The sequence below is a fragment of the Nocardia sp. NPDC050717 genome, assembly GCF_040654275.1.
Classification (GTDB): Bacteria; Actinomycetota; Actinomycetes; order Mycobacteriales; family Mycobacteriaceae; genus Nocardia.
The window spans coordinates 288,747-310,585 of sequence record NZ_JBFAHR010000001.1 but is presented as its reverse complement, the minus strand read 5'-3'; the positions used below and the strand labels follow the sequence as shown (position 1 = coordinate 310,585).

The window sequence follows — 21,839 nt, the reverse complement described above, 5'->3', positions numbered from 1 at the left end:
CTGCTCGGTGCGGCGGTGCGGATTGCGTGCCACCACCGTAACCGCTTGTGCAGGCGTTCACAAAGTCGGTGAAATTGGCCTCATTTTCCGCCGCGACCAGCGAAACGGCTCAGGTCGGCCCGCAAACGTGGCTCGTCGACGTCGAAATAGCTGTGTTCACGGCCGTCCAACAGGACCACGGGCAGCCGATCGCCGTATTCGGCCCGCAATCCGGGGTCGGTCGCCGCGGCTTCGTCGACGTCGACGGTGGCCACCGGGAGACCGAAATCACCACAAATGGTCTCCAATTGCGCCAGTGCCACGGTGCACAGGTGGCAGCCGGCGCGAGTCAACAGGGTCACGGTGGGTGTGGGATTGGTCATGAGCCCTATTTAATCCCCGAGCCCGCCGCGGCTTGTCGGTGAATCCGGTTACTGTGGACATGGTTCGCGCGACTAGCGGAGGGTACTGGTGCCGGAACGTTCGAAGGTGGCTAGGGCCGGATTCGTCGCAGGGCGATTCGGGGAGTTCCCTGCGCGGTGGCAGCCCAGCCGCCTCGGCCAGGAACTGCAGGAACAGTTCGCACGGCTGCCGCGCAGTCCGTTCGGGCCGAGCGAGGAGGAGCTGCGCGCCAACCTGGCCGGTGAGGCCAGCGCCGACGCCGCGCTCACCCTGCACGACGCCGAACTCGCCGAACAGCGCGAGACCACCGGTCCCGAGGTCCCCCGCGACCTGACGGCGGCGGCGTTCTTCGATGTCGACAACACCCTGGTCCAGGGTGCCTCGATCGTGCACTTCGCCCGCGGGCTGGCCGCACGCAAGTACTTCAAGACCTCCGACCTGGTCGATGTCGCCTGGAAGCAGGTGAAGTTCCGGGTCACCGGCAAGGAGAACTCCTCCGACATGGCCTCGGGCCGGGAGAAGGCACTCAGCTTCATCGCGGGCCGCCCCACCGCCGAACTGGCCGCGCTCGGCGAGGAGATCTACGACGAGATCATCGCCGACAAGATCTGGCCGGGCACCCGCGCGCTCGCGCAGATGCACCTGGACGCGGGCCAGCAGGTCTGGCTGGTCACCGCGACGCCGGTGGAGCTGGCCAACGTGATCGCCAAGCGCCTCGGGCTCACCGGTGCGCTCGGCACCGTCGCCGAGAGCGTCGACGGCAGGTTCACCGGCCGCCTGGTCGGCGACATCCTGCACGGCCTCGGCAAGGCGCACGCGGTGCGCACCCTGGCCATTCGCGAGGGCCTCAACCTCAAGCGCTGCACGGCCTACTCCGACAGCCACAACGACGTGCCCATGCTCTCGCTTGTCGGCACCGCGGTCGCCATCAACCCCGACTCCGACCTGCGCGAAGTGGCCAAGAACCGGGGCTGGGAGATCCGCGATTTCCGCACCGGCCGCAAGGCCGCCAAGATCGGCGTGCCGACGGCGCTGGCGCTGGGCGCCGCCGGTGGCGCGGTGGCCGCCGCCATCACCCGCAAGCGGGGCTGAGTCCTCAGCCCAGGACGGTGTTGCGGCGCTTGGCCAGCAGCTTGTAGAGCGTCTGCTGGATGGTCTCGCGGACCTGGTCGGTGACCTCGAACATGGTCATCGGGTCGTCGGCGTCCTCGGGCTCGAAGGCCGAGGTAGGGATGGGCTCGCCGAATTCGATGTACCACTTGGACGGCATCGGGATGGCGCCCAGCGGGCCCAGATGCGGGAACAGCGGGGTCACCGGGAAGTACGGCAGGCCGAGCAGGCGGGCCAGCGGCTTGATGTCGGCCAGCTTCGGGTAGATCTCCTCCGAGCCGACGATCGAGCACGGGATGATCGGCACGCCGGTGCGCACCGCCGCCGACACGAAGCCACCGCGACCGAATCGCTGCAGCTTGTAGCGGTCGGCGTAGTTCTTGCCGACGCCCTTGAAGCCCTCGGGGAACACGCCGGCGATCTGGCCCGACCGCAGCAGCCGTTCGGCGTCGGGGTGGCAGGCCAGGGTGTGTCCGGCCTTACGTGCCAGGGCGCCGAGCATCGGCAGTTCGAAGATCAGGTCGGCGGCCAGCAGGCGCAGCGCCCGGTGCTGGGGGTGCTTGTCGTGGATGGCCAGCTGAAGCATCAGGCCGTCGAGCGGGACGGTGCCCGCGTGGTTGGCGACGATGAGGGCGCCGCCCGCGGCCGGGATGTTCTCGATCCCGGCGACCTCCACCCGGAACCAGTAGTCCGAGAGCGGGCGCAGCGCGGGCAGGATGAGCGACTCGAGCAGGTGCTCGTCGTAGCCGAACTCGTCGATCTGGTAGTCGCCGGTGAGCCGGCGGCGCGCGAACTCCGCGGCGTTCTCGATCTGATCGGCGACGGCGTCGCGGACGATGTCGCCCAGGGTCTTCGGTGGCTTCGCGGGAATGCCCGGCCTGCGGTCGCTCAGCGACGTGACCGGAGTGGCCGGGGTCGGCTGCTCCGGCCAGCGGCGGGCCGCAGGTCGTTGACGGGCCTCGACATTCACGTCGAGACGAATGACTTTCGCTCCCTCGTTCATGTGTGCGCTCCCGAATCGGCCTTGATGAGGCCGAGCAGTTTGGTTTCCGCGGCGTCGATCCATGCCGGATCGACGACGGGCCGCAACGCTGCGCCCGCGATGTAATCGTCGAAAGCCTGGACCGTGGTCCAGCGTGGGGTGAAACCCAGTTCGGTTCGCATGCGGGTGGTGTCGAGCCCGCAACCGAAGTGGAAGTAGTCGGGTTGTTCACTGCTGAATCCGCGCATCACCGGTCCCATCAGTGTGCGCCCGATGGTGCGGAAGAAGAACAGCGGCACCGGTGCGGCGAAGCGCCCGGCCCGCCGGATGGCCTGCGACATGGCCAGCGCGCCGTCTCCGGCCACGTTGACCGTGCCACCGTGTACCCGGAAGGCCGCCTGGACCAGCACGGCCACGGCGTCTTCCTCGTGCAGCAACTGCATTCGCGCCTCGCGGCCGAGCACGGTCGGGGTGATCGGCGAGCGCAGGTACTGCATGCCGCGATCGGCCAGGCGCGGACCGACGATCGGCGCGAATCGCAGGATCGACGCGGAGATGTCGGGCCTGCGCCGCGCCATCGCGCGCACCAGCGCCTCGATATCGATCATGTCGCGGGCGAACCAGCCGTTCGGCGGGGTGCGCGCGCCCATCTCCTCGGTGAATTTCGCCGGGTCCTTGGCGCTGCAGCCGTACACCGCCGAGGACGACCGGACGACAACGCGCCGCACCGACGGCGCCTTCTGACACACCGCGAGCAACTGCATCGCGCCGAGCACGTTGAGATCCTTCATCACCGCGCGGCCGCCACCGGCGGGCGGGCGGGTGAGCACGGCGGGATGCACGACGGTGTCGACGCCGTTGTTCTCGACGACCTTGCGGATCAGCGGGTTCCTGATGTCGGCGCGCACGAACTCGGCGCGGCCCATCCGGCGGCGCAGCTCCCGGCTCGGGTTCATCGTGTCGACGGCGATGACCCGCTCGACGCCGGGTTCCGCGGCGAGCCGGGACGCGACGTTGCCACCGAAGAAGCGGCTGGCTCCGGTCACCAGCACTACCTTCGGTTCGTGTCGCTCCCGTGTGTCGGAACTCGGACCAGACCCCACTCAAAGCCCCCTGCTTCTCATGTTTCCGCGTACCAGAGTAGCCGCATTCGCGCCACCCACCGCCACGATCAACAAGCTTTTAACGTGGCCGCTGTGAGAACACACGAGCCCGCCACCGAAACGGTGACGGGCTCGCGCGGGCACGCAGGCTTACTTGCCGAGTTTGCGCCGCTGAACACGCGTGCGGCGAAGCAGCTTGCGGTGCTTCTTCTTCGACATGCGCTTGCGGCGCTTCTTGATCACAGAACCCATAGGGTTTCCTCGCGTTTCTCTACTCGGCATGCACACGCGGTGTCGCGTGCGTCGTCTGGCATCCGCGCCGCCGGGGCGCACCGGACACCACGAAGCGGTGCCACCGGCAGGCGGACACGAACCGAGGGTTCATCCTACCGGGACACCAGAGCAGCGACGAAACCGCCCTTGTACCTGGCTGACTATCTCAGCCGGCGTCGAAGTACGACGTTTCCAGGTAATCGTGCACGGCTTTCGCGTGCACCCGGAACGAGCGACCGACCCGCACCGCGGGCAGTTCACCCGAGTGCACGAGCCGATAGACCGTCATCTTCGACACCCGCATGAGATCGGCGACTTCGGCGACGGTGAGAAATTGAGTGCCACCGCCGATCACCGGTTGTCCCTGCGTGGCCCGTGGACCGGATGAACCCGATCCACCGCCCGACGCCGGTGAATTGCTTGCAGACATTCTGTTCGCAGACATCATGGCACCATTGACCTCCGGCACGTCCGCGCCGCCGGCTTCCCCACCGGCGGAACAGACACGCACGTGCTTCTACGAGCTTAGCGGGACCAGTGGGATTACTGCGACGGGTGTGAGAAATCGGTTTTCATCCCGGGTACCCGGTTGTCATTCGTTCGACGCGCCCTGTTCGGCGGAGCGTTGCTTGGACGCGTGCAGCGCCTCGGTGAACGCCGAGCGCAGCGCATGGCGCTCGAGCACCCGCAGCGCGGCCGCCGTCGTCCCACCGGGAGAGGTGACCGCGGCCCGCAGATCGACCGCGTTCTGGCCGGTCTCGTCCAGCAGCGCAGCCGAGCCGATCATGGTCTGCACGACCAGCTGAGTGGCCACCTCGCGCGTCAGCCCCAGGCTCACGCCGGCGTCGATCATCGCCTCGACGACGAGGAAGAAATACGCCGGCCCTGAGCCCGACACCGCGGTGACCGCATCCATCTGGGATTCGGCCACCGTCACCACCTTACCGACGGCTTCGAGCATCTCGCCGACGAGCTCGAGCTGCTCGGCGTCGGTGTAGCGGCCCGGCGCGATGGCGCTCATGCCCTGCCCGACCAGCATCGGCGTGTTCGGCATGACCCGGACGACGGCGAAACCGGCGGGCAGCCGGGACTCCAGGTGCGCGGTGGTGACACCGGCGGCCAGGGAGACCAGCACCTGTTCGTGCCCGGACTCGAGGTCGGCCTTGGACAGGTCGGTGAGCACCGAGTCGACATCGCCCGGCTTGACCGCGAGCACCACGATGTCTGCGCCGACGACCGCGTCCGCGATCGACCCGGTGGCGCGGATCTTGAACCGCTCGGCCAGCTGCGCCGCGCGCGGGGCCACCGGCTCGGCGACCACGAGATCCTTGGTCGCGCGGCCGGATTCCAACAACCCGGCGATCAGCGCCTCACCGATCCGCCCACCACCGACAACCGCGATTCTCGTCATGGGTCCAGGTTAGGGTGCGCGGTCGGTCAGCGCGCCGCCGGTATCAGCGCCAGCTGCCTGCTCTGCGCGACGACGGCGCCGGTGGAGTCGATGACCAGCTGATCCTCGTCGAACATCCGCTCACCGACCTCGCGGGCGGTCGCGATGACGCGCAGCCAGCCCGGCGCGGGGATCCGGCGCAGGTAGGTGGTCATCTGGACGGTCGGCGACCAGCCGAAGTGGCCGAGATTGATCGGCACCGGCGGGCTCATGTCGGCGGCCATCATGGCGAAGGCGGCGCGCACGCGCGGGTCTGCTTCGTCGCCGTCGAGCGGGCGGATCCACAGCCGGGCCCTCGGCTCGCCGGTCTCGCCGCGCGCGAAGTCGGCCCATTTCCCGTCGAGGAAGACCCTGGCCACCTCGCCGACGTGGACGACCTTGCCCATCGGCGAATCGGGGGTGTATTCGTGCGCGGTGGCGTCGGGCTCGGCGGGCATGTCGGTCGCGGTGTCGCTCCAGCGGGTGCCCTCGGTGTCGAGGTGGCCGAAGGTGAAGGCGGTGCGCACCAGCGTGCGGCCGTTCTGGATGAGCTCGGCGTCGGCCAGGCAGATCTGGCGGCCCTTCTTGCGGATGTGCACCGCGTACTCGACCTCGCCCGGCTCCGGCGCGCCGAGGAAGTCGGAGCTGCCCGCGATCGGCGCCATCCCGGCCAGCGAGTCGTCGGCCTCGGTGAGCCAGCGGGTGGCCGCGGCGGCGCTGGCGGCGACCATGGTGCCGCCGTGCACCTTGGGGCCGATGGTCCAGGTGGGCGCGATGACGCCGACGTAGCGTCCGGTCTCGGTCGTGGTGGTGGGCAGCTCGGTCAGGTCGCAGACCTGACTGAACGGCGCGTCGGTCGCGAGTTCTCGCGTCATCGTCACTCCTGGTCGAGGTGCACAGCAATTCGTACAGCGTACAAGCAGCGAGCGGCCTGAACTATTCCGTGTGCGCGTGATCTCAGGAGCGGTCGGCGTGGGTCGCGCCGGTGAGGTGTCTGCGGGCGAAATCGAGGGTGCGGGCCAGCATCGCCGAGCGCTGCGCCGTCGTCCGCGCGGTCTGGGTGTTGATCTCGGCGACCGCGTGCCCCTGGAAACCGCTGTGCACCAGGTGCTCGCACAGCTGCGCGCACGGCTGGGTGCCGTCACCGGGGACGAGGTGCTCGTCGTGGGCGGCGCCGCGACCGTCGGCCAGATGCAGGTGCACCAGCCCCTCGCCCATCCGGCGCGCCAGCTCGATGGCGTCGGTGCCCGCGGTCGCGGTGTGCGACAGGTCGAGGGTGTAGTGCTCGAATCCGGTGTCGGTCGGATCGAACGAGGGGCTGAACGCGCTCACCGCCGGGCCAGGCCCGGACCGGCGCTCCAGCCTGCGGACCGCGCCCTCGCGGAACAGGGTGTCGGCCCGCATCGGGAACATGTTCTCGACCGCGACCTTGACCGGGTAGTGCGCCTCCAGCTCCCCCACCTGGTCGGCGAAACCGCGCGCGTAGCGACGCTGCCAGCGGAACGGCGGGTGCACCACGACGGTGTCGGCACCGAGCGCCTGCGCGGTGCGGACGCTGCGTTCCAGCTTGGCCACCGGGTCGGCGCCCCACACCCGCTGCGAGATGAGCAGGCACGGCGCGTGCACGGCCAGCACCGGAACGCCGTAGCGCTTGACGTAGGACTGCACGGTCGCGATGTCCTGGCTGGCCGGTTCGGCCCACACCATCAATTCGACGCCGTCGTAACCCAATTCGGCCGCGTAGCGGAACGCCGCCTGCGTGTTCTCCGGATACACCGACGCCGTCGAGAGCCCGATTCCGATGTCCGCCCGCACGTTCCCCACAGCCCACTCCCTGCGATCAGCTGGTACTGAGGAGAAAGGCTAGCGGTCCCAGCGTCACGAAGACGCCCACGACGACGGCGATCACAGTGCTGTAGATGTCGTCGGTGCGGCGCAGGATCCGGACCAGCGCGACGAGACCGAGGATCACGACCATCGCCAGGGCCAGTGCCACCCAGTGCATGGTCTCCCACAGCGTCTCGAAACCCTTGAACAGCAACATTCCGGCGACCGCGGCGCCGAGGCTCTGTCCGCCCAGGATCAGCCACTGGCGGCGGTTCTCGTCCTCGGCGCTGCGGGCAGCGCGCGAGCCCGCCCGGCCCGCGGGGACCCGGCTCGCCGCGCGCGAGCCGGCCCTGGTCGCGGCCATCCGGCTGGTCGCGCGGGACTTGGCCCGGCTGGCCACTTCGGCAGCCCGCGCCTTGGCGGCCGCCCGCCGTCCGCCCTTGGCACGCTTCGGTTCCGGCTCGTAGTCGTCGTCGTAGTCGTCGTCGTACTCGCCGTCGGCGTAGTCGGCGTCGGAGTAGTCGTTGTCGGCGTAGTCGCGGTCGACGTAGTCGGATTCGGCGTAGTCGTCGGTGTCCGGCTCGGCGCCGGGACGGTGGGGCCCGAGCCGGTAGACCTCGGTGCGCGCGTCGGCGTCCTGGTCGGCCTGCTGACGCAGCAGGTCACCGGCCACCGACTGCCCGGCGACGAGCGGCTGCTCCTGACTCACCGGCGACCACGCGGCCGTCGGGAATCCACCGCTCTCCGGCGCCGGATCCGGGCGATGACGGCGCGCCGACCACGACGGCAGCCCACCGGACTTGCCCGCCTCGGGCGCGCCGCGGCGGCGGTCCAGTTGTGGCCGCTGATCGGGCTCCTGCGGCCACGCGGGCGGGGCCTCGGGGGTGAAGGCCTGGGTGGCCTCCGCGGGCGCCGAGCCGAAGGCCTGGGCCGGTTCCGGCGGCTGCGCGCCGAAGGCCGGGGCCTGCGGCTGGTAGCCCTTGAACCCGCCGTCCTGATAGTCGTTGAAGCCCGGCGGCACGCCGAACCCGGCGTCGGGCCGACCGTCGAAACCGGTGCCGAAGCCCGGGTTGAACGGTTCCTGCCCGAACGCAGCGGGAGCCTGGGGTCCCGGCCCGTACGGTGCCTCGAAGGACGGCGGCGCGTAGCCCGTCGGCTCCGGCGACGGCGACCAGGCTGCCGGTGCCGCGGGGGCGGCCGCTTCCTCGGCGGCCTCGGCCGCGCGCCTGCGCGCGGCCCTGCCACCGGCGACGGGCGGCGGCTGCGGCGGCTCCTGCGCCTCCTCCGGATCGGCCCTGCGACGACGGCCGCCACCGGTGCTCGGCACCTCGGGCAGCGCGCCGGAGCCGAACAGCTCGGCGATTCCCGGGTCGACCGGCTGCGCGGGACCGGGCGCCCCGAGCCTGCCGGGACCGCGGCCGTTGGTGGGCGCGGCGGTGTCGCGGGCCTCGGCCCGGAACGGGCCGAACGGATCGGACGACGGACGCGAACCCGCCACACCGAGCGGATCGTTCGGATCGGGGGCGGAGAAGCCCGAATGGGGATCGAAGCGGGTGATGGGCCCTGACATCGGCGAGTACGCGGGCTCGGCGGGGCCGGGCGGCGGATAGGGCGCCGGCTCATAACTCGCGGGTGGTTCGTAGCTGGGGCTCGGCTCCTGCGGCTCCGGCGCGGGGGCCGCGTGCGAACTCGCGGGCCGGACGGCGGCGTTCTCCCCGGTCAGATCGGTGACCGAGAGACCTCGCCCGCTGCGTCTGCGGCGGCCACCGCCACCGGACGGCGGCGCGGCGCCCTGCGCGGCGTTGCGCGCGAGCAGTTCGGCGACCGATAGCTGCTTGGAATCCTCACCACTCATGCCGACTCCGCTCTCACCACCGGCTCGACCGGTGGCACGGCGGTCGAGCTCCCGTTGGGTTCGGCGTCCAGCTTGCGCAGGATCAGGCCTTCGCGCAGCGCCCATGGGCAGATCTCGATGCTGTCGAGCGACAACGCCCGCATACTCGCCTCCGCGACCAGTGCGCCGGCCACCAACTGCTGGGACCGGTCCGAACTCACGCCTTCCAGCTCCGCGCGGTCGGCCGCGGTCATCCGGGAGATGAACGCGATCAGCTGGCGCAGACCGGAGCTGGTCAGTGTACGGCGCACCCGCAGGCCCGCGGCCGAGGGTGCCGCCCCGGTGAGCCTGGCCAGCGAGCGGAAGGTCTTCGACGTACCGACAGCCAGGTCCGGTTTGCCCGCTTCGATGATGGTCCTGCTCGGGGCGACCAGTTCGGCGTCGAGCCAGTCCCGCAGCACCGCGATCTTGCGCTTGCCCGGCGGGTCGTCGCGCAGCCATTCCCTGGTGAGCCTGCCCGCGCCGAGCTGCAGCGAGAGCGCGACATCGGGCTCCTCGTCGCCACCGTTGGACAGTTCCAGCGACCCGCCGCCGATGTCGAGGTTGATGATCCGGCCCGCGCTCCAGCCGAACCAGCGGCGCACCGCGAGGAACGTCAGCCTGGCCTCGTCGTCACCGGAGAGCACCTGCAGATCGACGCCGGTGATCGTGCGTACCCGGGCGAGCACCTCGTCGGAGTTGGTCGCCTCGCGCAGCGCCGAGGTCGCGAACGGCATCAGCTCCACGCAGCGGGAATTACGCGCCAGATCGGCGAATTCGGCGATGGTCGCGATCAGCCGCGCCTCGCCCTCCTCGGTGATCCGGCCCTGCTCATCCATGTTCTCGGAGAGCCGTAACGCCGACTTCGTCGAACTCATCGGCATCGGGTGACCACCACGATGCGCGTCCACCACGAGCAGGTGAACGGTATTGCTTCCGACATCGAGAACACCAAGCCGCACACGAATACGTTACTTGGTGATCCGGTACTACAGGCCAGGCGACTGAACTGTTAGCGTCACAAGTTGTGACCGAAGCCGCATCCGGCGCCCCGGAGACCGGGCTCCGACCTGGGCGAAAGATCGATCCGAGCCCCGAGGTCGAACTCGACTTCCCGCGCGAATGGATCGAGTTCACCGATCCAGCAAACGACGAGCACCAGATCGTCGCCGATATGACCTGGCTGCTCTCGCGGTGGTCCTGCGTGTTCGGCACGCCCGCCTGTCAGGGGATCATCGCCGAGCGCCCCGACGACGGCTGCTGCTCGCACGGCGCCTTCCTGGCCGACAAGGACGACCGCAAGCGCCTGGCGGGTGCTGTGAAGATGCTCACAGCCGAGGACTGGCAACTGATGGGCGAGGCCACCGAGAAGGGCAAGGTGGTCAAGAAGGGTTACCTCGAACTCGACGAGCTCGAGGACGAACCGGCCCTGCGCACCCGCCGCTTCGACGGCGCCTGCATCTTCCTCAACCGGCCCGGCTTCGCCGCCGGCCCCGGCTGCGCGCTGCACATCATGGCCGTGCGCAAGGGCATCGAACCGCTCGAGGTGAAGCCGGACGTGTGCTGGCAGCTGCCGATCCGCCGCACCCAGGACTGGGTGGAGCGGCCCGACGGCGAGCAGATCCTGCGCACCGTGGTGACCGAGTACGACCGTCGCGGCTGGGGACCGGGCGGCCTCGACCTGGACTGGTACTGCACCGGCTCGCCCGACGCGCATGTCGGCGCCCGGCCGGTCTGGCAGTCCTACGGCCCCGAGCTGCGCGAACTGCTCGGCGCGCCCGCCTACGAGGAGCTGGCCCGGCTGTGCAGGCGCCGCGAAGGCCTCGGCCTGATCGCGGTGCATCCGGCGACGGTGGAGGCCGAGCGTATCGGTGCCGAGGATCGCATTTCGGATCAGTCGGCGTGAAATCCTCGCCACCTGCCCGTTCATACGTAGGTAGTGCAAATGTCATCCGCGTGCGGTTTGATCGCTGACCATGTCCAAGAAAGCGATCTCCCTGGCGACCCTCGTGATCGGCGCCACCCTCTCCATGACCGGCCTGGCGAACGCCGAACCGAACGGCGACCCGACGCGGTTCGCGGACTTCACGGCCGAATTCGTGAACTACACCGACCCCGCGGCGATCGATGCGGCCAAGAACGGCAAGTACATCATCGTCAGCACGATGGGCACCTCCTCGACCATCGCCTGCCGCGGCACCGGCACCGACGTGCCGATCTACGACTGCATGCAGGAAGACGCCTACGGCTGGGTCTCGCTGAAGAAGATCGAGACCCCGCTCGGCACCGCGTGGAGCGCGATCTGAGTTTCCCCCCGAACGAGCGAACCCGGCGCCACCCTCGCGGTGGCGCCGGGTTTCTGTTCGCCGGTTACGCCTCGAGCTTGTAGCCGAGGCCGCGCACGGTGACCAGGTGCTCCGGCTTGGCCGGGTCGGCCTCGATCTTGGAGCGCAGCCGCTTGACATGCACGTCGAGGGTCTTCGTGTCGCCGACGTAGTCGGCGCCCCAGACCCGGTCGATCAGCTGACCGCGGGTGAGCACGCGGCCGGAGTTGCGCAGCAGGTACTCGAGCAGGTCGAACTCCTTGAGCGGCAGGGTGACCTGCCCGCCGTTGACGTGCACCGTGTGCCGGTCCACATCCATCCGCACCGGGCCGGCCTCGAGCACGCCGTTCTCGCTACCGGAGTCCAGCTCGTCGCCCGCGCCGCGGCGCAGCACGGCGCGGATGCGGGCGATCAGCTCGCGGGCCGAGTACGGCTTGGTGACGTAGTCGTCGGCGCCCAGTTCCAGGCCGACGACCTTGTCGATCTCGCTGTCGCGCGCGGTCACCATGATCACCGGCACGCCGCTGCGGGTGCGCAGCTGCTTGCACACATCGGTGCCGCTCATGCCGGGCAGCATCAGGTCGAGCAGGACGATGTCGGCGCCGGAGCGATCGAACTCGGCCAGCGCGGACGGGCCGTCACCGACGACGGTGACGTCGAAGCCCTCCTTGCGCAGCAGGAACGCGAGCGGCTCGGCCAGCGAATCCTCGTCCTCGACGATCAGAACACTCGTCATCTGCGTGCCTCCACACCGTTCGCTCGTCCAGCGGGGGGACGCTGGACGATGGTTTCCCTCGTCGTGAGCTCGGTCGGTTCCGCGTCCTCGTCCCCATCGGCTTCCAGATGGGCGGGGATGCGGAGCGTGAACGTCGAGCCGGTGCCCAGTTTGCTCCACAGGGTGATCTCACCGTTGTGGTTGGCGGCCACGTGTTTCACGATGGCCAGGCCGAGCCCGGTGCCGCCGGTCGAGCGGGAGCGGGCCTTGTCGGAGCGGAAGAACCGCTCGAACACCCGCACCTGGTCTTCCTTGGCGATGCCGATGCCGCGGTCGGTGACGGCCATCGCGACGTGATCGCCGCGCAGCGACCGGCTCACCGACACGTGCGAGCCCTGCGGCGAGTACGCGATGGCGTTCTCGACCAGGTTCGACAGCGCGGTGACCAGTAGGGTCTCGTCGCCGAGCACTTCCAGCCCGCTCGGCCGGTCGGTGCTGACGGTGATCCCGGCGGCCTCGGCGGCGGTGCGCGACCGGTCGACGGCCTGCTGCACCACGGTGTCGACGTCGACGACGGCCAGATCCGGCAGCTTCTCGGCGCCCTGCAGGCGCGAGAGCGCGATCAGCTCGGTCACCATCTTGCCGAGGCGCCGGGATTCGGCCAGCACGCGGGAGCCGAAGTGGCGGACGGCCTCGGGATCGTCGGCGGATTCCAGCATGGCCTCGGCCAGCAGGCTCATCGCGCCGACGGGGGTCTTGAGTTCGTGGCTGACGTTGGCGACGAAATCGCGCCTGGTCGCCTCCATGCGCGCCTGCTCGGAGTCGTCGTCGGCGAACAGCACGACGAAGCTGGTCTCCTCGCGGGAGAGCTTGCGGGCGACGCCGCGCACGGCGATCCGGCCGCGCCCCGGCAGCGGGTTCTTGGCGGTGAGGTCGTATTCGGCGGATTCGCCGGTCGCCAGCACCTTCTCCACCGCCGCCCACGCGCGTTCGTCGAGCAACCGGTTGCGGACGAGGCCGAGTTCCTCGGCGCGCGGGTTCACCAGCACCACGTCGCGGTATTCGTCGACGACGGCGATGCCGCTCTCGGACGCGAGCACGATCAGGTCGAGCACCTGCGACATCGTCAGTCCGGTGTCTTCCTGCGTGCGGGCGGCCTGCCTGGCGTTGACGAACGGGATCAGCAGGCCTCCGACTGCCAGTCCGACGACAGCCGCGAGGACTGCCAACAGCACGGCCTGCGGAACACTCACGCCTTTGATCGTACGAGTGCCCGGGGACATCACGGTGGCGGGTCGGCGAAGTTTCGCGCAGGTCACAGGCACTTGGCGTGGTGTTCTCGCGCCGTTCACCCGGTAGGCACCTGGCGCCGTCCCGGGCGTGTCAATCCGGCGGGTCGCCGTACATCGCGGTGGTCACGGCGGCCCCGTGCCGCTCGACCCATGCGCCGAGCGCATAAATCGGCCCCAGCAGATCGCGGCCTGCTTCGGTGAGTTCGTATTCCACCCGCGGCGGCGCTTCGGCGTAGCGGCGCCTGCGTACGAGCGTCATCCGTTCCATGCGGCGCAACGTCTGGGTGAGCATCTTCTGGCTGATGCCGCCGATGGCCGTCAGAAGGTCACTGTGACGAAGCGGACCATCCCGCAGCATGTACACGATCACGGGTAGCCAGGAATTTCCGAACAAGTCGACGCCCATCCTGGCCGGACAGTCGGCCTCGTAGTCGCCGTAGGGCGGATATTCGGAACGTTCGGCCGGTGCGGCGGTCATGCGACCAGCCTGACACCGGCGTGAGGCACCCGCGAGTGCCTCTCGGAATTCCTAGCGTCTGTGGTGCCGCGATCGTCGGCACACAGCGACTCAGGAGTTGACATGCGAATCGGAATCATCGGCGCGGGTGCGATGGCGGCCGCGCTGGGCGGCGGTTGGGCTTCGGCGGGGCACGAGGTGCAGATCGGGGCGCGTTCGGGAGAAGCCGCGCGGGTGCTCGCCGATCGAATCACCGCGTCGCGGACGGTGCGCGCGGCCGGTATCGGTGCGGCGATCGAGTGGGCCGAGGTCGTGCTCATGGCAGTCCCGGTCGGTGCGCTGACCGAATTGCTGAGCGAGCACGGCACGGCCTTGGCGGGCAAGATCCTCATCGACTGCACCAACGCGTTCCTGCCCGATGAATCGGCGCCCGACGGCACGACCGCGTTCGTGCTGAGCGAGGACGCGGTGGCCGAGCGCATCGCGGCGGGCGCGCCGACAGCGCACGTGGTCAAGGCCTTCAACCTGCTCGCCGCCGAGGTCTGGGCCGGGACGGACCGCGTCTTCGACGGCGCCCGGCTCGCCGTACCGATCTGCGGCGACGATCCGGCCGCCGTGCGAACCGTCGCTGCGCTCGCCGAAGACCTTGCGCTACAACCCTTCCCGGCGGGCGGGCTGCACCGTGCGAAGTATCTGGAAGCCACCTCGGTGTTCGCCGTCGGCCTGTGGTTCGCCGGGGCCGATGCCCGCGCGATGCTGCCGCCGCTGTCGGCCGCGTTCGCCGTCGAAGACTGAACGGCGCCGATCAGGCCTGGGTGAGGGCATAGAGCAGCGGGCGCAGCCTGCCGGAAGTGTCCTGGTCTTCGCGCCAGAGCAGCCGCAATCGCAGGGGCGGCACCTCGACGTCGACGGCCGCCAGCCTGCCCGATTCGAGATCGGCCCGCACCGCGAACTCGGGCAGCAGCGCGAGGCCGCGGCCCGTGGCGACCCATTCGCGCACCTGGGCCAGGCCACCGACGGCGGTGAGATCGACATCGGGTCCGAGCCATCGCCGGGTGGCCATCCAGAAGGAACACCGCGGTTCCCGGCCGATCAGACCGCCCGTGCGCTGGATCTGCGCCATGGTCACCCGGCGCCCGAGCAGCGGATGCCGCGGTGGGGCGACGACCACCATGGCGACCGCGCGCAGGTCGAGGTGCGCGAGCTCCGGTGCGGGGCCGGCGAATCCGAGGTCGCCGACGTGTTCCCCCGCGTCGAGGAGGACGACAGCGTCGGTCTCGCCGTGTTCGAGCGCGGCGAGGAGACGATCGCGGTCGGCCTCCGGGCGCAACTGGACGCGGAGAACGGGGTGCGCGCGATGCAGGTCGTCCAGGACGGCCGGGAGCAGTTCCGCCACGATCGACGCCTGCGCGCCGACGGTGAGATCCGGTGTCGCGCTGAGCTGTTCGGCCGCGTCGTCGAGCGCCGCCAGCGCGGCGGCCGCGGCGGTGAGATAGGCGCGACCCGCCGCCGTGGGGCGCATACCGGCGCGACTGCGGGTGAACAGCGGTGCGCCGAGCTCGGTTTCCAGCCTGCGTATCCGATCGGAGACCGAGGACGGTGCGAGGCCCTGAGCCGCCGCGGTGTTGTTGACGGTCCGATGCCGCACCAGCGCGATCGCGGTCCGCAGTTGATCGGTGTCCACCCGCTCACCCTAGGCCGGTGTTCGGACATTCCGAATACCTTGTTCGACGGGCCCGGTCGAGTCCGGGCGGCTCGCGACGGAATCTGTGGGCGTCCCCGTCCCTCCGCGCCAAGGAGATTCATGTCCGCGGAACAATCCGTCCCGGCCGGTCGTCGGCCGACCGCACAACTGATCGGCATCTCGCTGGCCTACTTCATGGTGCTGCTCGACATCACGGCCCTCGCCGTGGCCGAGCCGAGCCTGATGGCCTCGCTCCGGATCGGCGTGGTCGCCGTCGGCTGGACGACCACGATCTACACGATGACGCTGGCGGCGGCGCTGGTACTCGGCGGCAGCCTCGCCGACCGGCTCGGTGCCTACCCGGTCTTCCTCGTCGGCGTGATCGGCTTCGCGGCCGCGTCCCTCGGGTGCGCCGTCTCGCCCGGCCTGGGATCGTTGCTCGTGTTCCGGGCGCTGCTCGGCCTCTTCGCCGCGGCGATCGTGCCCAGTTCGCTGGGCCTGATCGCCGCCCTCTACGCCGAGCCGAGGGCGCGCGGGCGCGCCATCAGCGCCTGGGCGGCGATCAGCGGCGCGGCGCTGGCCGCCGGTCCGGTACTCGGCGGGTTCCTCATCGTCCGCTACGACTGGCGCGCGGTGTTCGTCGTCAACGTCCCGGTGGCAGTCCTCGTTCTCCTGCTGTGCCGGACCCCGATCGTGAGCGCGCGCCACGCCCGCCGGATCTCCTGGCTGCCGCACCTCGGGCTGGCGGCGACGCTGGCCACGGCCACTGTCGCGATCACCGAGGCAGGTCAGGGGAGCTGGCCGTCGGCCGCGCTGTGCGGGCTCGTCGCCCTGGTATGCGGGTGCGGCACGGCCGTGGCGGAGCGCGGTTCGCCCGCACCGATCGTCCCGGCCGCCGTGCGGCGTCAGCGCGCCGTGTGGAAAGCCTTCGGATGGGGCGCGGCGGTCAACTACGGCCTGACGACCGTCATCTTCGCCCTTCCGCTGCTGCTCGACACGACCGCCGAGCGAGCGGGCCTGACGCTGCTGCCGATGACAGTGCTGGTCGCGCTGAATCCCCTGGTCACCGGACGGCTCGTCGCCGCCCGTGGTCCGCTGCTGCCGATCCGTATGGGCTTAGTCGCCTTCCCGGCCGGCCTGCTCCTGGTCGCCGTCGCGACCGTGGGAGCGGAACAGCCGATCGTCCTCGGTCTCGGACTGCTGGCGTGTGGCCTCGGGGTGTCCTGGACGCTGCCCGCGCTGGTCGGGTACGCGGTGGACCACGCCGGTGTCGCGGCCGCGGGCGCGGTCGGCGGCGTGCTCAACGCCACCCGTCAGGTCGGCGCCACCCTCGCCGCGGCGGTCGCCTGCGTCGCGCTGACCCAGCGAGACAGCGGCGGCGCGGCGGCGCTCCCGTTCGTGATCGCCGCCGCGATCTGCGTGCTCGGACTGGTCAGCGCGGCGATGCCGAGCACCCCGCCCGAAAATCGTGGCGCCGGAACGGAATCCGCACACCGCAGCGACGGCGCATCGCGGAGCCGTCAGGATTTGACGGCGTCGATGAGTGTGCGCGAGGAGTAGGCGACGAAGGGTCCGTCCGACTCGATGCGCCGGTGCAGGTCGCGGAGCCGGTCCCGGTAGGCGTCGACGGTGAAGCCGGGGACCAGCCAGATCACCTTGCGCAGGAAGTAGACGACGGCGCCGATGTCGCCGAATTCCATCCGCAGCCGCTCGGTTCGCAGGTCGACGATCGTCAGGCCCGCGGCCCGCGCGGCGGCGGCCTCGTCGTCGGGGTGCCTGCCACGGCGGGCCTCCGGTTGCGGCCCGAGGAAGTATTCGACCAGCTCGAACACGCTCGCGGGCCCGACGTGCTGGGCGAAATAGGTACCGCCCGGCCGCAGCACCCGGGCGATCTCGTCCCACCAGATGGTGGCCGGATGCCGTGCGGTCACCAGGTCGAAGGCGTTGTCGCCGAAGGGAAACGGCGGCTCGTCGGCCGTCGCGACCACCACGGCCCCGCGCGGATGCAGCAGCGCGGTCGCGGCCGCGACATTCGGCGGCCACGATTCGGTGGCGACCATGGTCGGCGGAAACTCCGGCACCCCCGCGAGCACCTCACCCCCACCGGTCTGCAGATCCAGGGCGGCCCCCACACCCCGCAACCGCTCCCCGAGCAGCCGCTGATACCCCCACGACGGCCGCGCCTCACTCGCCCGCCCGTCGAGCCACGAGAAATCCCACCCGGCCACCGACACCGCGGCCGCCTCCTCCACCAACTCCTCGAACCCCATGGCCCCACCCTGCCAGAGGCCGCATCTTCCCTGCGGGGAGGAGGAGCGAGCCGGCCATTTCAGTGACCAACGGCAGGTCTCCCCGGATCGCGGTGGCGGCGATCGTGAGGTTCGGTGGGGTGCGGTCAGGCCGCGAATCCGAGGCCGAGGGCGAGGGCGACCGGGGTCAGGTAGAGGATCGGGAAGGCGACGGTTTTGTAGGAGCGGGCGCGTAGGACCGTGACCACCGCGCCGGTGAAGTACAGGATGAGGGCGATCGCGGCGGCTACGCCGATGGCGGGGATCCACAGGCCGAGGAGCAGGCCGAGGGCGCCGGCCGCCTTGGCGAGGCCGAGGGGGGTCCACCAGGTCGTCGGGACGCCGTAGTCCACCAGCGGGTCGACGACGAACGGGGCGCGGCGCAGCAGGGAAACGGCCGAGAAGCCGACCCAGAGCGCGGCGACGACGGTGACGATGACGTAGGCGGTGTGCATGACGAGTCTCCTTCGGCGGCCGCGCTTCTCGCGGCTTCTGCCGAGGTGACGACGTGGCGCCGGGGAGTGTGACATCACAGGTTCGCGGCCCTGTCGGCGGCATACACTGAGCTCGGACCCGGCGGAAAGGGTGGGAGTCATGACCACTGTCGAGCGTTCGCGCTGCACCCCGGGGCAATGGCTCCATGGTCTCGGCTGGTTGGCCGCGGGTCTGCTGGCCGGGTGCGTTCTGCTGGTCGCCGGCGTGTTCGCGCTCTGGCCGTTGGCGATGTGGGCCGTGGTCTACGGTCCGATCCTGGCGATGACCCTCTGGCTGGTCGGCGCGTCGATCTACGTGCTCCGCACACACGGGAAGCCCCGCGACCCCAGGCACAGCCTGTTCACGGCCGGTGTCGGTGTCGCGCCGGTCTACTACGGCGTCATCATGCTCGCCGCGCACATGTCGATCTGACGGTGCGGCCCCGCACCGCCGGTGACGATGCGGGGCCGCACTGCGGCAACGACTACTTGCCGCCCTGGTTCGCGACGGCGGCGGCGCCCGCGGCGGCGGCCTCCGGGTCCAGGTACTCGGCGGCCTTGACCGGGCGCAGGTTCTCGTCGAGCTCGTAGCGCAGCGGGATGCCGGTGGGGATGTTCAGGCCGGAGATGTCCTCGTCGGAGATGTTGTCGAGGTGCTTCACCAGCGCGCGCAGGGAGTTGCCGTGCGCGGCGACCAGCACGGTCTTGCCGGTCTTCAGCTCCGGGGCGATGGTGTTCTCCCAGTACGGGATCATCCGGGCGACGACATCCTTCAGGCACTCGGTCTTGGGGACCTCGATGCCCGCGTAGCGCGGGTCGCCTTCCTGGCTGTACTCGTTGTCGTCGGCGATCGGCGGCGGCGGGGTGTCGTAGCTGCGCCGCCACAGCATGAACTGGTCCTGGCCGTACTGCTCGCGGACCTGCTCCTTGTTCTTGCCCTGCAGGTCGCCGTAGTGGCGCTCGTTGAGGCGCCAGTCGCGCACGACCGGGATCCAGTGCCGGTCGGCGGCGTCGAGCGCGTTGTTCGCGGTGCTGATCGCGCGACGCAGCAGCGAGGTGTAGACGATGTCGGGCAGTACGTCGTGCTCGGCGAGCAGCTCGCCGGCCCGCTTGCCCTCGGCGATGCCCTTGTCGGTCAGGTGGACGTCCACCCAGCCGGTGAACAGATTGAGGGCATTCCATTCGCTCTCGCCGTGGCGCAGCAGCACGAGGGTGTAGGTCATGGGGTCATTCTGGCATCAGGGCCACGCGCACGGGGACGCCACCTCGCCGAACCCGCGCGGCGACGACCCCGACCGTTGTCCTCGCCCGGCAGCCGGGCGAGGCGTCCGGTTCGCCCGTTATCGGGACTCCGCGGCTTCGAGCGCGAGCACGCCCGCACCGACCAGAGTCGCGCCGTCGGTCAGTGTGGACAGCCCCACGGTGAGACCGTCGAGGAAGGACAGCCGCGCGTGCCGGGCGACGGCCGCGCGCAGCGGCCCCCACAGTGGTTCGCCCGCATGCGCGAAGCCGCCGCCGATCACGACCTTGTTCACATCGAGCAGCGCGGCCGCCGACGAGACCGCCTGGCCGAGTGCGGTTCCCGCCCTGGCCAGCGCGGCGACGGCCACCGCCTCGCCCTGTCGTGCCGCCTCGGCCAGTTCGATGCCGGTCTCGCCGGTCCAGCCCCGCGCCCGCGCCCAGCGCACCGACGACATCCCGCTGGCCACCGCCTCCACGCAGCCGAATCCGCCGCAGCCGCAGGGCGTCTCGTCGCCGGGCACCACGAGGTGGCCGATGTGGCCGCCGTTGCCGGTACGCCCCATCACGACCCGCCCGTCGGCGATGATGCCGCCGCCGACCCCCGACGACACGGTCAGCGCCAACCCGTTGTCCACCCCGCGTAGTCCGCCGATTCGATGCTCGGCCAGTACCAGGCAGGCGCCGTCGATCGCCAGGTCGACCACGGCCCCCGGGAACAGGTCGCGGACCCGCTCGACGATCGCGAACCCATCGCGCCACGGCGGCAGGTTCAGCGGCGCGATGCTGCCCGCGGGCACGTCGACCGGGCCGGCCGAGCCGATGCCGACGGCGGTCACCGCGCTGTCGGCCGCCACAGCGCGCAGCAACTCCCGGCACGCCGCCCACGGGTCGTCGGCCGCCGCGGGCACGCGCCGCACGCCGCGCAGGGTGTAGTCCGGATCGACCACTCCCGCAGCGAATTTCGTCGCTCCGATGTCCAGCGCGAGCATCGTCATCGCGGCTGCTCCTCCCCTGCTCGCGGCATCGGCCCAGCCCAGGGTCCGCCGATGTGAGGTCTCACAAAGTGTGGCACTCGACACTTTGAGTACTGAGTGGTACGCGTGGCCCATTTTCGTTGGATACTTCACCCCGGGTCGGGTGATTGTCAGTTGGGCAGCACAACTCTGATGAAGGATAGCTGTGTCGAAATTCGTTGTTCTGGTGTTGAGTCTGCTGTCGGTGGGCTTCCTCGCCGCGCCGGCGGGCGCGAACCCGCTGTATCCGACCCCGGATCCGGACCCGTTCTTCCACGCCCCGAGCGACATCGGCGCGCTCGCGCCCGGTGACGTCGTCCGGAGCCGGCGCATCGACACCGTCCTCTACCCCGGTACCGAGGGCTGGCAGGTCGCGTTCCGCTCCACCAACTCCGCGGGCAACCCGATCATGGGCGTCACCACGGTGCTGTTGCCGATCGGGGTGAAGAACCCGCCGCTGGTGTCGTACCAGGCGCTGATCAACTCCATCGGCACCCAGTGCAATCCGTCGAAGTCGCTGTTCAACGGCGAGCTGCAGGACGCGCCCGGCGCGATGCTGCCGATCGGGCGCGGCTGGGCCGTCTCGGTGCCCGACTATCTCGGCCCGACCGTCGCCTACGGCGCGGCAAAGATGAGCGGCATGGTCACCCTGGACAGCGTGCGCGCCGTGCAGAAGGTCGCCGAGCTGGGTGTCGGCAATTCGCCGGTCGCGCTGGCCGGGTACTCCGGCGGCGGCATGGCCACCGCGTGGGCCGGTGCGCTGCAGCCCACCTACGCACCCGACCTGAAGCTGGCCGCGGTGGTCTCCGGCGGCATCCCCGCCGATCTCGAGCTGATGGCCGACGCCCTCGGTTTCGCCCCGCACCCCGGCTTCGGCCTGGCCTTCGCGGCCGCGATGGGCATCGAGCGCGAGTACCCCGAGCAGGTGCCGGTGTCGGATCAGCTCAACGAGAACGGCCTGTGGTTCCGCGAATTCACCAAGGACGCGTGCCGCCGCTTCCTGCTGTTCCACGGCATCTTCCGCAACGCCGAGCAGATGGCCGCTTCCAAGGACCTGATGTCGAGCCAGGTCGCGCGCGGCGTGCTGCGGGAGAACAGCATCGTCCACTACCAGGGTGCCCCCACCGCGCCCACCTACATCTGGCAGGGCAAGTACGACACCCTGACCCCGTACGGCCCGGTCGCCGAGACCATCGGCCACTGGTGCTCGGCCGGTTCCCCGGTGCAACTGTCGACGATCGAGATCTCCGAGCACATGACGGCCGCCGTCGCCGGTTTCGTCGACGCCTGGAACTACGTCGAGTCCCGCTTCCGCAACGAACCGGTCCCCTCGAACTGCTGACCTGACCCCGGTGCCGGGCTCCCTCGCCCGG

The 21,839-nt window shown here is 70.3% G+C and carries 25 protein-coding genes; 7 read left to right on the top strand and 18 right to left on the bottom strand.

From position 1 onward, the window contains the following. Nucleotides 1–80 precede the first annotated feature (80 nt). Nucleotides 81–362 (bottom strand): glutaredoxin family protein, encoded by a 282-nt coding sequence (locus AB0H56_RS01575; protein ID WP_110039192.1) that lies wholly within the window; start codon nt 360–362, stop codon nt 81–83. A gap of 184 nt (nt 363–546) precedes the next feature. On the opposite strand from AB0H56_RS01575, the gene AB0H56_RS01570 reads away from it, so the two are divergent. Beyond that, nucleotides 547–1,473, top strand: coding sequence for an HAD-IB family hydrolase (locus tag AB0H56_RS01570; RefSeq protein WP_357157796.1), 927 nt, complete (start codon nt 547–549; stop codon nt 1,471–1,473). Nucleotides 1,474–1,477: 4 nt separating this feature from the next. Here AB0H56_RS01570 and AB0H56_RS01565 read toward each other — a convergent pair whose 3' ends face one another. The 9 genes from AB0H56_RS01565 to AB0H56_RS01525 all read right to left on the bottom strand — a co-directional run bounded on the left by AB0H56_RS01565 (nt 1,478) and on the right by AB0H56_RS01525 (nt 9,940). Further along, on the bottom strand, nt 1,478–2,494 hold the full coding sequence (locus tag AB0H56_RS01565; protein ID WP_357156089.1) for a lysophospholipid acyltransferase family protein: 1,017 nt from the start codon (nt 2,492–2,494) through the stop codon (nt 1,478–1,480). Further along, a complete protein-coding gene (locus AB0H56_RS01560) occupies nt 2,491–3,525 on the bottom strand; it encodes an NAD-dependent epimerase/dehydratase family protein (RefSeq protein WP_110039188.1) in 1,035 nt (344 codons plus the stop codon). Before AB0H56_RS01560 ends, AB0H56_RS01565 begins: the two co-directional genes overlap by 4 nt. Before the next feature lie 201 nt (nt 3,526–3,726). Further along, the gene (locus tag AB0H56_RS01555) at nt 3,727–3,828 is read right to left on the bottom strand and encodes an AURKAIP1/COX24 domain-containing protein (RefSeq protein WP_003402602.1); all 102 of its coding nucleotides are present in this window, start codon (nt 3,826–3,828) and stop codon (nt 3,727–3,729) included. Nucleotides 3,829–4,015: 187 nt separating this feature from the next. Next, a complete protein-coding gene (locus AB0H56_RS01550; protein WP_233001589.1) occupies nt 4,016–4,279 on the bottom strand; it encodes a helix-turn-helix domain-containing protein in 264 nt (87 codons plus the stop codon). A gap of 162 nt (nt 4,280–4,441) precedes the next feature. Continuing rightward, entirely contained in the window at nt 4,442–5,260 is an 819-nt protein-coding gene (gene proC, locus AB0H56_RS01545) for a pyrroline-5-carboxylate reductase (protein WP_357156087.1), read from the bottom strand. A gap of 26 nt (nt 5,261–5,286) precedes the next feature. Continuing rightward, on the bottom strand, nt 5,287–6,153 hold the full coding sequence (locus AB0H56_RS01540; RefSeq protein WP_357156086.1) for a thioesterase family protein: 867 nt from the start codon (nt 6,151–6,153) through the stop codon (nt 5,287–5,289). 82 nt (nt 6,154–6,235) lie between these two features. Further along, a complete protein-coding gene (locus AB0H56_RS01535; protein ID WP_357156084.1) occupies nt 6,236–7,102 on the bottom strand; it encodes a sugar phosphate isomerase/epimerase in 867 nt (288 codons plus the stop codon). A gap of 16 nt (nt 7,103–7,118) precedes the next feature. Beyond that, nucleotides 7,119–8,960 (bottom strand): hypothetical protein, encoded by a 1,842-nt coding sequence (locus tag AB0H56_RS01530; RefSeq protein WP_357156083.1) that lies wholly within the window; start codon nt 8,958–8,960, stop codon nt 7,119–7,121. After that, the gene (locus AB0H56_RS01525; RefSeq protein ID WP_357156081.1) at nt 8,957–9,940 is read right to left on the bottom strand and encodes a Ppx/GppA phosphatase family protein; all 984 of its coding nucleotides are present in this window, start codon (nt 9,938–9,940) and stop codon (nt 8,957–8,959) included. The genes AB0H56_RS01530 and AB0H56_RS01525 overlap by 4 nt, the downstream gene beginning before the upstream one ends. Nucleotides 9,941–10,059: 119 nt before the next feature. On the opposite strand from AB0H56_RS01525, the gene AB0H56_RS01520 reads away from it, so the two are divergent. Together AB0H56_RS01520 and AB0H56_RS01515 are read left to right on the top strand one after the other, a co-directional pair. Further along, nucleotides 10,060–10,884 (top strand): hypothetical protein, encoded by an 825-nt coding sequence (locus AB0H56_RS01520; RefSeq protein ID WP_110039347.1) that lies wholly within the window; start codon nt 10,060–10,062, stop codon nt 10,882–10,884. Nucleotides 10,885–10,954: 70 nt separating this feature from the next. Further along, nucleotides 10,955–11,284 carry a hypothetical protein gene (locus tag AB0H56_RS01515; RefSeq protein WP_357156080.1) on the top strand — a complete coding sequence of 110 codons (330 nt, stop codon included), beginning with the start codon at nt 10,955–10,957 and terminating at the stop codon, nt 11,282–11,284. 64 nt (nt 11,285–11,348) lie between these two features. On the opposite strand, the gene AB0H56_RS01510 is transcribed toward AB0H56_RS01515, so the two are convergent. From AB0H56_RS01510 to AB0H56_RS01500, 3 genes are all read right to left on the bottom strand, one after another. Beyond that, a complete protein-coding gene (locus tag AB0H56_RS01510; protein WP_056814516.1) occupies nt 11,349–12,038 on the bottom strand; it encodes a response regulator transcription factor in 690 nt (229 codons plus the stop codon). Further along, nucleotides 12,035–13,270, bottom strand: coding sequence for an ATP-binding protein (locus AB0H56_RS01505; protein ID WP_357156078.1), 1,236 nt, complete (start codon nt 13,268–13,270; stop codon nt 12,035–12,037). Before AB0H56_RS01505 ends, AB0H56_RS01510 begins: the two co-directional genes overlap by 4 nt. Before the next feature lie 130 nt (nt 13,271–13,400). Continuing rightward, nucleotides 13,401–13,787: a helix-turn-helix domain-containing protein gene (locus tag AB0H56_RS01500; RefSeq protein WP_357156077.1), complete on the bottom strand. Its 387-nt coding sequence runs from the start codon at nt 13,785–13,787 to the stop codon at nt 13,401–13,403. A 102-nt stretch (nt 13,788–13,889) separates the two neighbouring features. Between AB0H56_RS01500 and AB0H56_RS01495 the strand changes: the two genes are divergently transcribed. Then, nucleotides 13,890–14,561, top strand: a complete 672-nt coding sequence (locus tag AB0H56_RS01495; RefSeq protein WP_357156075.1) for an NAD(P)-binding domain-containing protein — start codon at nt 13,890–13,892, stop codon at nt 14,559–14,561. A 10-nt stretch (nt 14,562–14,571) separates the two neighbouring features. On the opposite strand, the gene AB0H56_RS01490 is transcribed toward AB0H56_RS01495, so the two are convergent. Then, nucleotides 14,572–15,450: a LysR family transcriptional regulator gene (locus AB0H56_RS01490; protein WP_357156074.1), complete on the bottom strand. Its 879-nt coding sequence runs from the start codon at nt 15,448–15,450 to the stop codon at nt 14,572–14,574. 120 nt (nt 15,451–15,570) lie between these two features. Here AB0H56_RS01490 and AB0H56_RS01485 point away from each other — a divergent pair, with 120 nt between their 5' ends. Next, nucleotides 15,571–17,010: an MFS transporter gene (locus AB0H56_RS01485; protein WP_357156072.1), complete on the top strand. Its 1,440-nt coding sequence runs from the start codon at nt 15,571–15,573 to the stop codon at nt 17,008–17,010. On the opposite strand, the gene AB0H56_RS01480 is transcribed toward AB0H56_RS01485, so the two are convergent. Further along, complete coding sequence (locus tag AB0H56_RS01480; RefSeq protein ID WP_357156071.1) at nt 16,971–17,720, bottom strand: class I SAM-dependent methyltransferase; 750 nt, start codon at nt 17,718–17,720, stop codon at nt 16,971–16,973. The two genes, AB0H56_RS01485 and AB0H56_RS01480, sit on opposite strands and share 40 nt — an antisense overlap. 125 nt (nt 17,721–17,845) lie before the next feature. Next, nucleotides 17,846–18,193 carry a DoxX family protein gene (locus AB0H56_RS01475; protein ID WP_357156070.1) on the bottom strand — a complete coding sequence of 116 codons (348 nt, stop codon included), beginning with the start codon at nt 18,191–18,193 and terminating at the stop codon, nt 17,846–17,848. A 139-nt stretch (nt 18,194–18,332) separates the two neighbouring features. On the opposite strand from AB0H56_RS01475, the gene AB0H56_RS01470 reads away from it, so the two are divergent. Continuing rightward, nucleotides 18,333–18,644, top strand: coding sequence for a hypothetical protein (locus AB0H56_RS01470; RefSeq protein WP_357156068.1), 312 nt, complete (start codon nt 18,333–18,335; stop codon nt 18,642–18,644). A gap of 52 nt (nt 18,645–18,696) precedes the next feature. Here AB0H56_RS01470 and AB0H56_RS01465 read toward each other — a convergent pair whose 3' ends face one another. Next, complete coding sequence (locus AB0H56_RS01465; protein WP_110039168.1) at nt 18,697–19,434, bottom strand: phosphoglyceromutase; 738 nt, start codon at nt 19,432–19,434, stop codon at nt 18,697–18,699. A 117-nt stretch (nt 19,435–19,551) separates the two neighbouring features. Further along, entirely contained in the window at nt 19,552–20,448 is an 897-nt protein-coding gene (locus AB0H56_RS01460; RefSeq protein ID WP_357156067.1) for an ROK family protein, read from the bottom strand. A 184-nt stretch (nt 20,449–20,632) separates the two neighbouring features. Here AB0H56_RS01460 and AB0H56_RS01455 point away from each other — a divergent pair, with 184 nt between their 5' ends. After that, nucleotides 20,633–21,808, top strand: a complete 1,176-nt coding sequence (locus AB0H56_RS01455; RefSeq protein WP_357156065.1) for a lipase family protein — start codon at nt 20,633–20,635, stop codon at nt 21,806–21,808. Nucleotides 21,809–21,839: the final 31 nt, after the last annotated feature.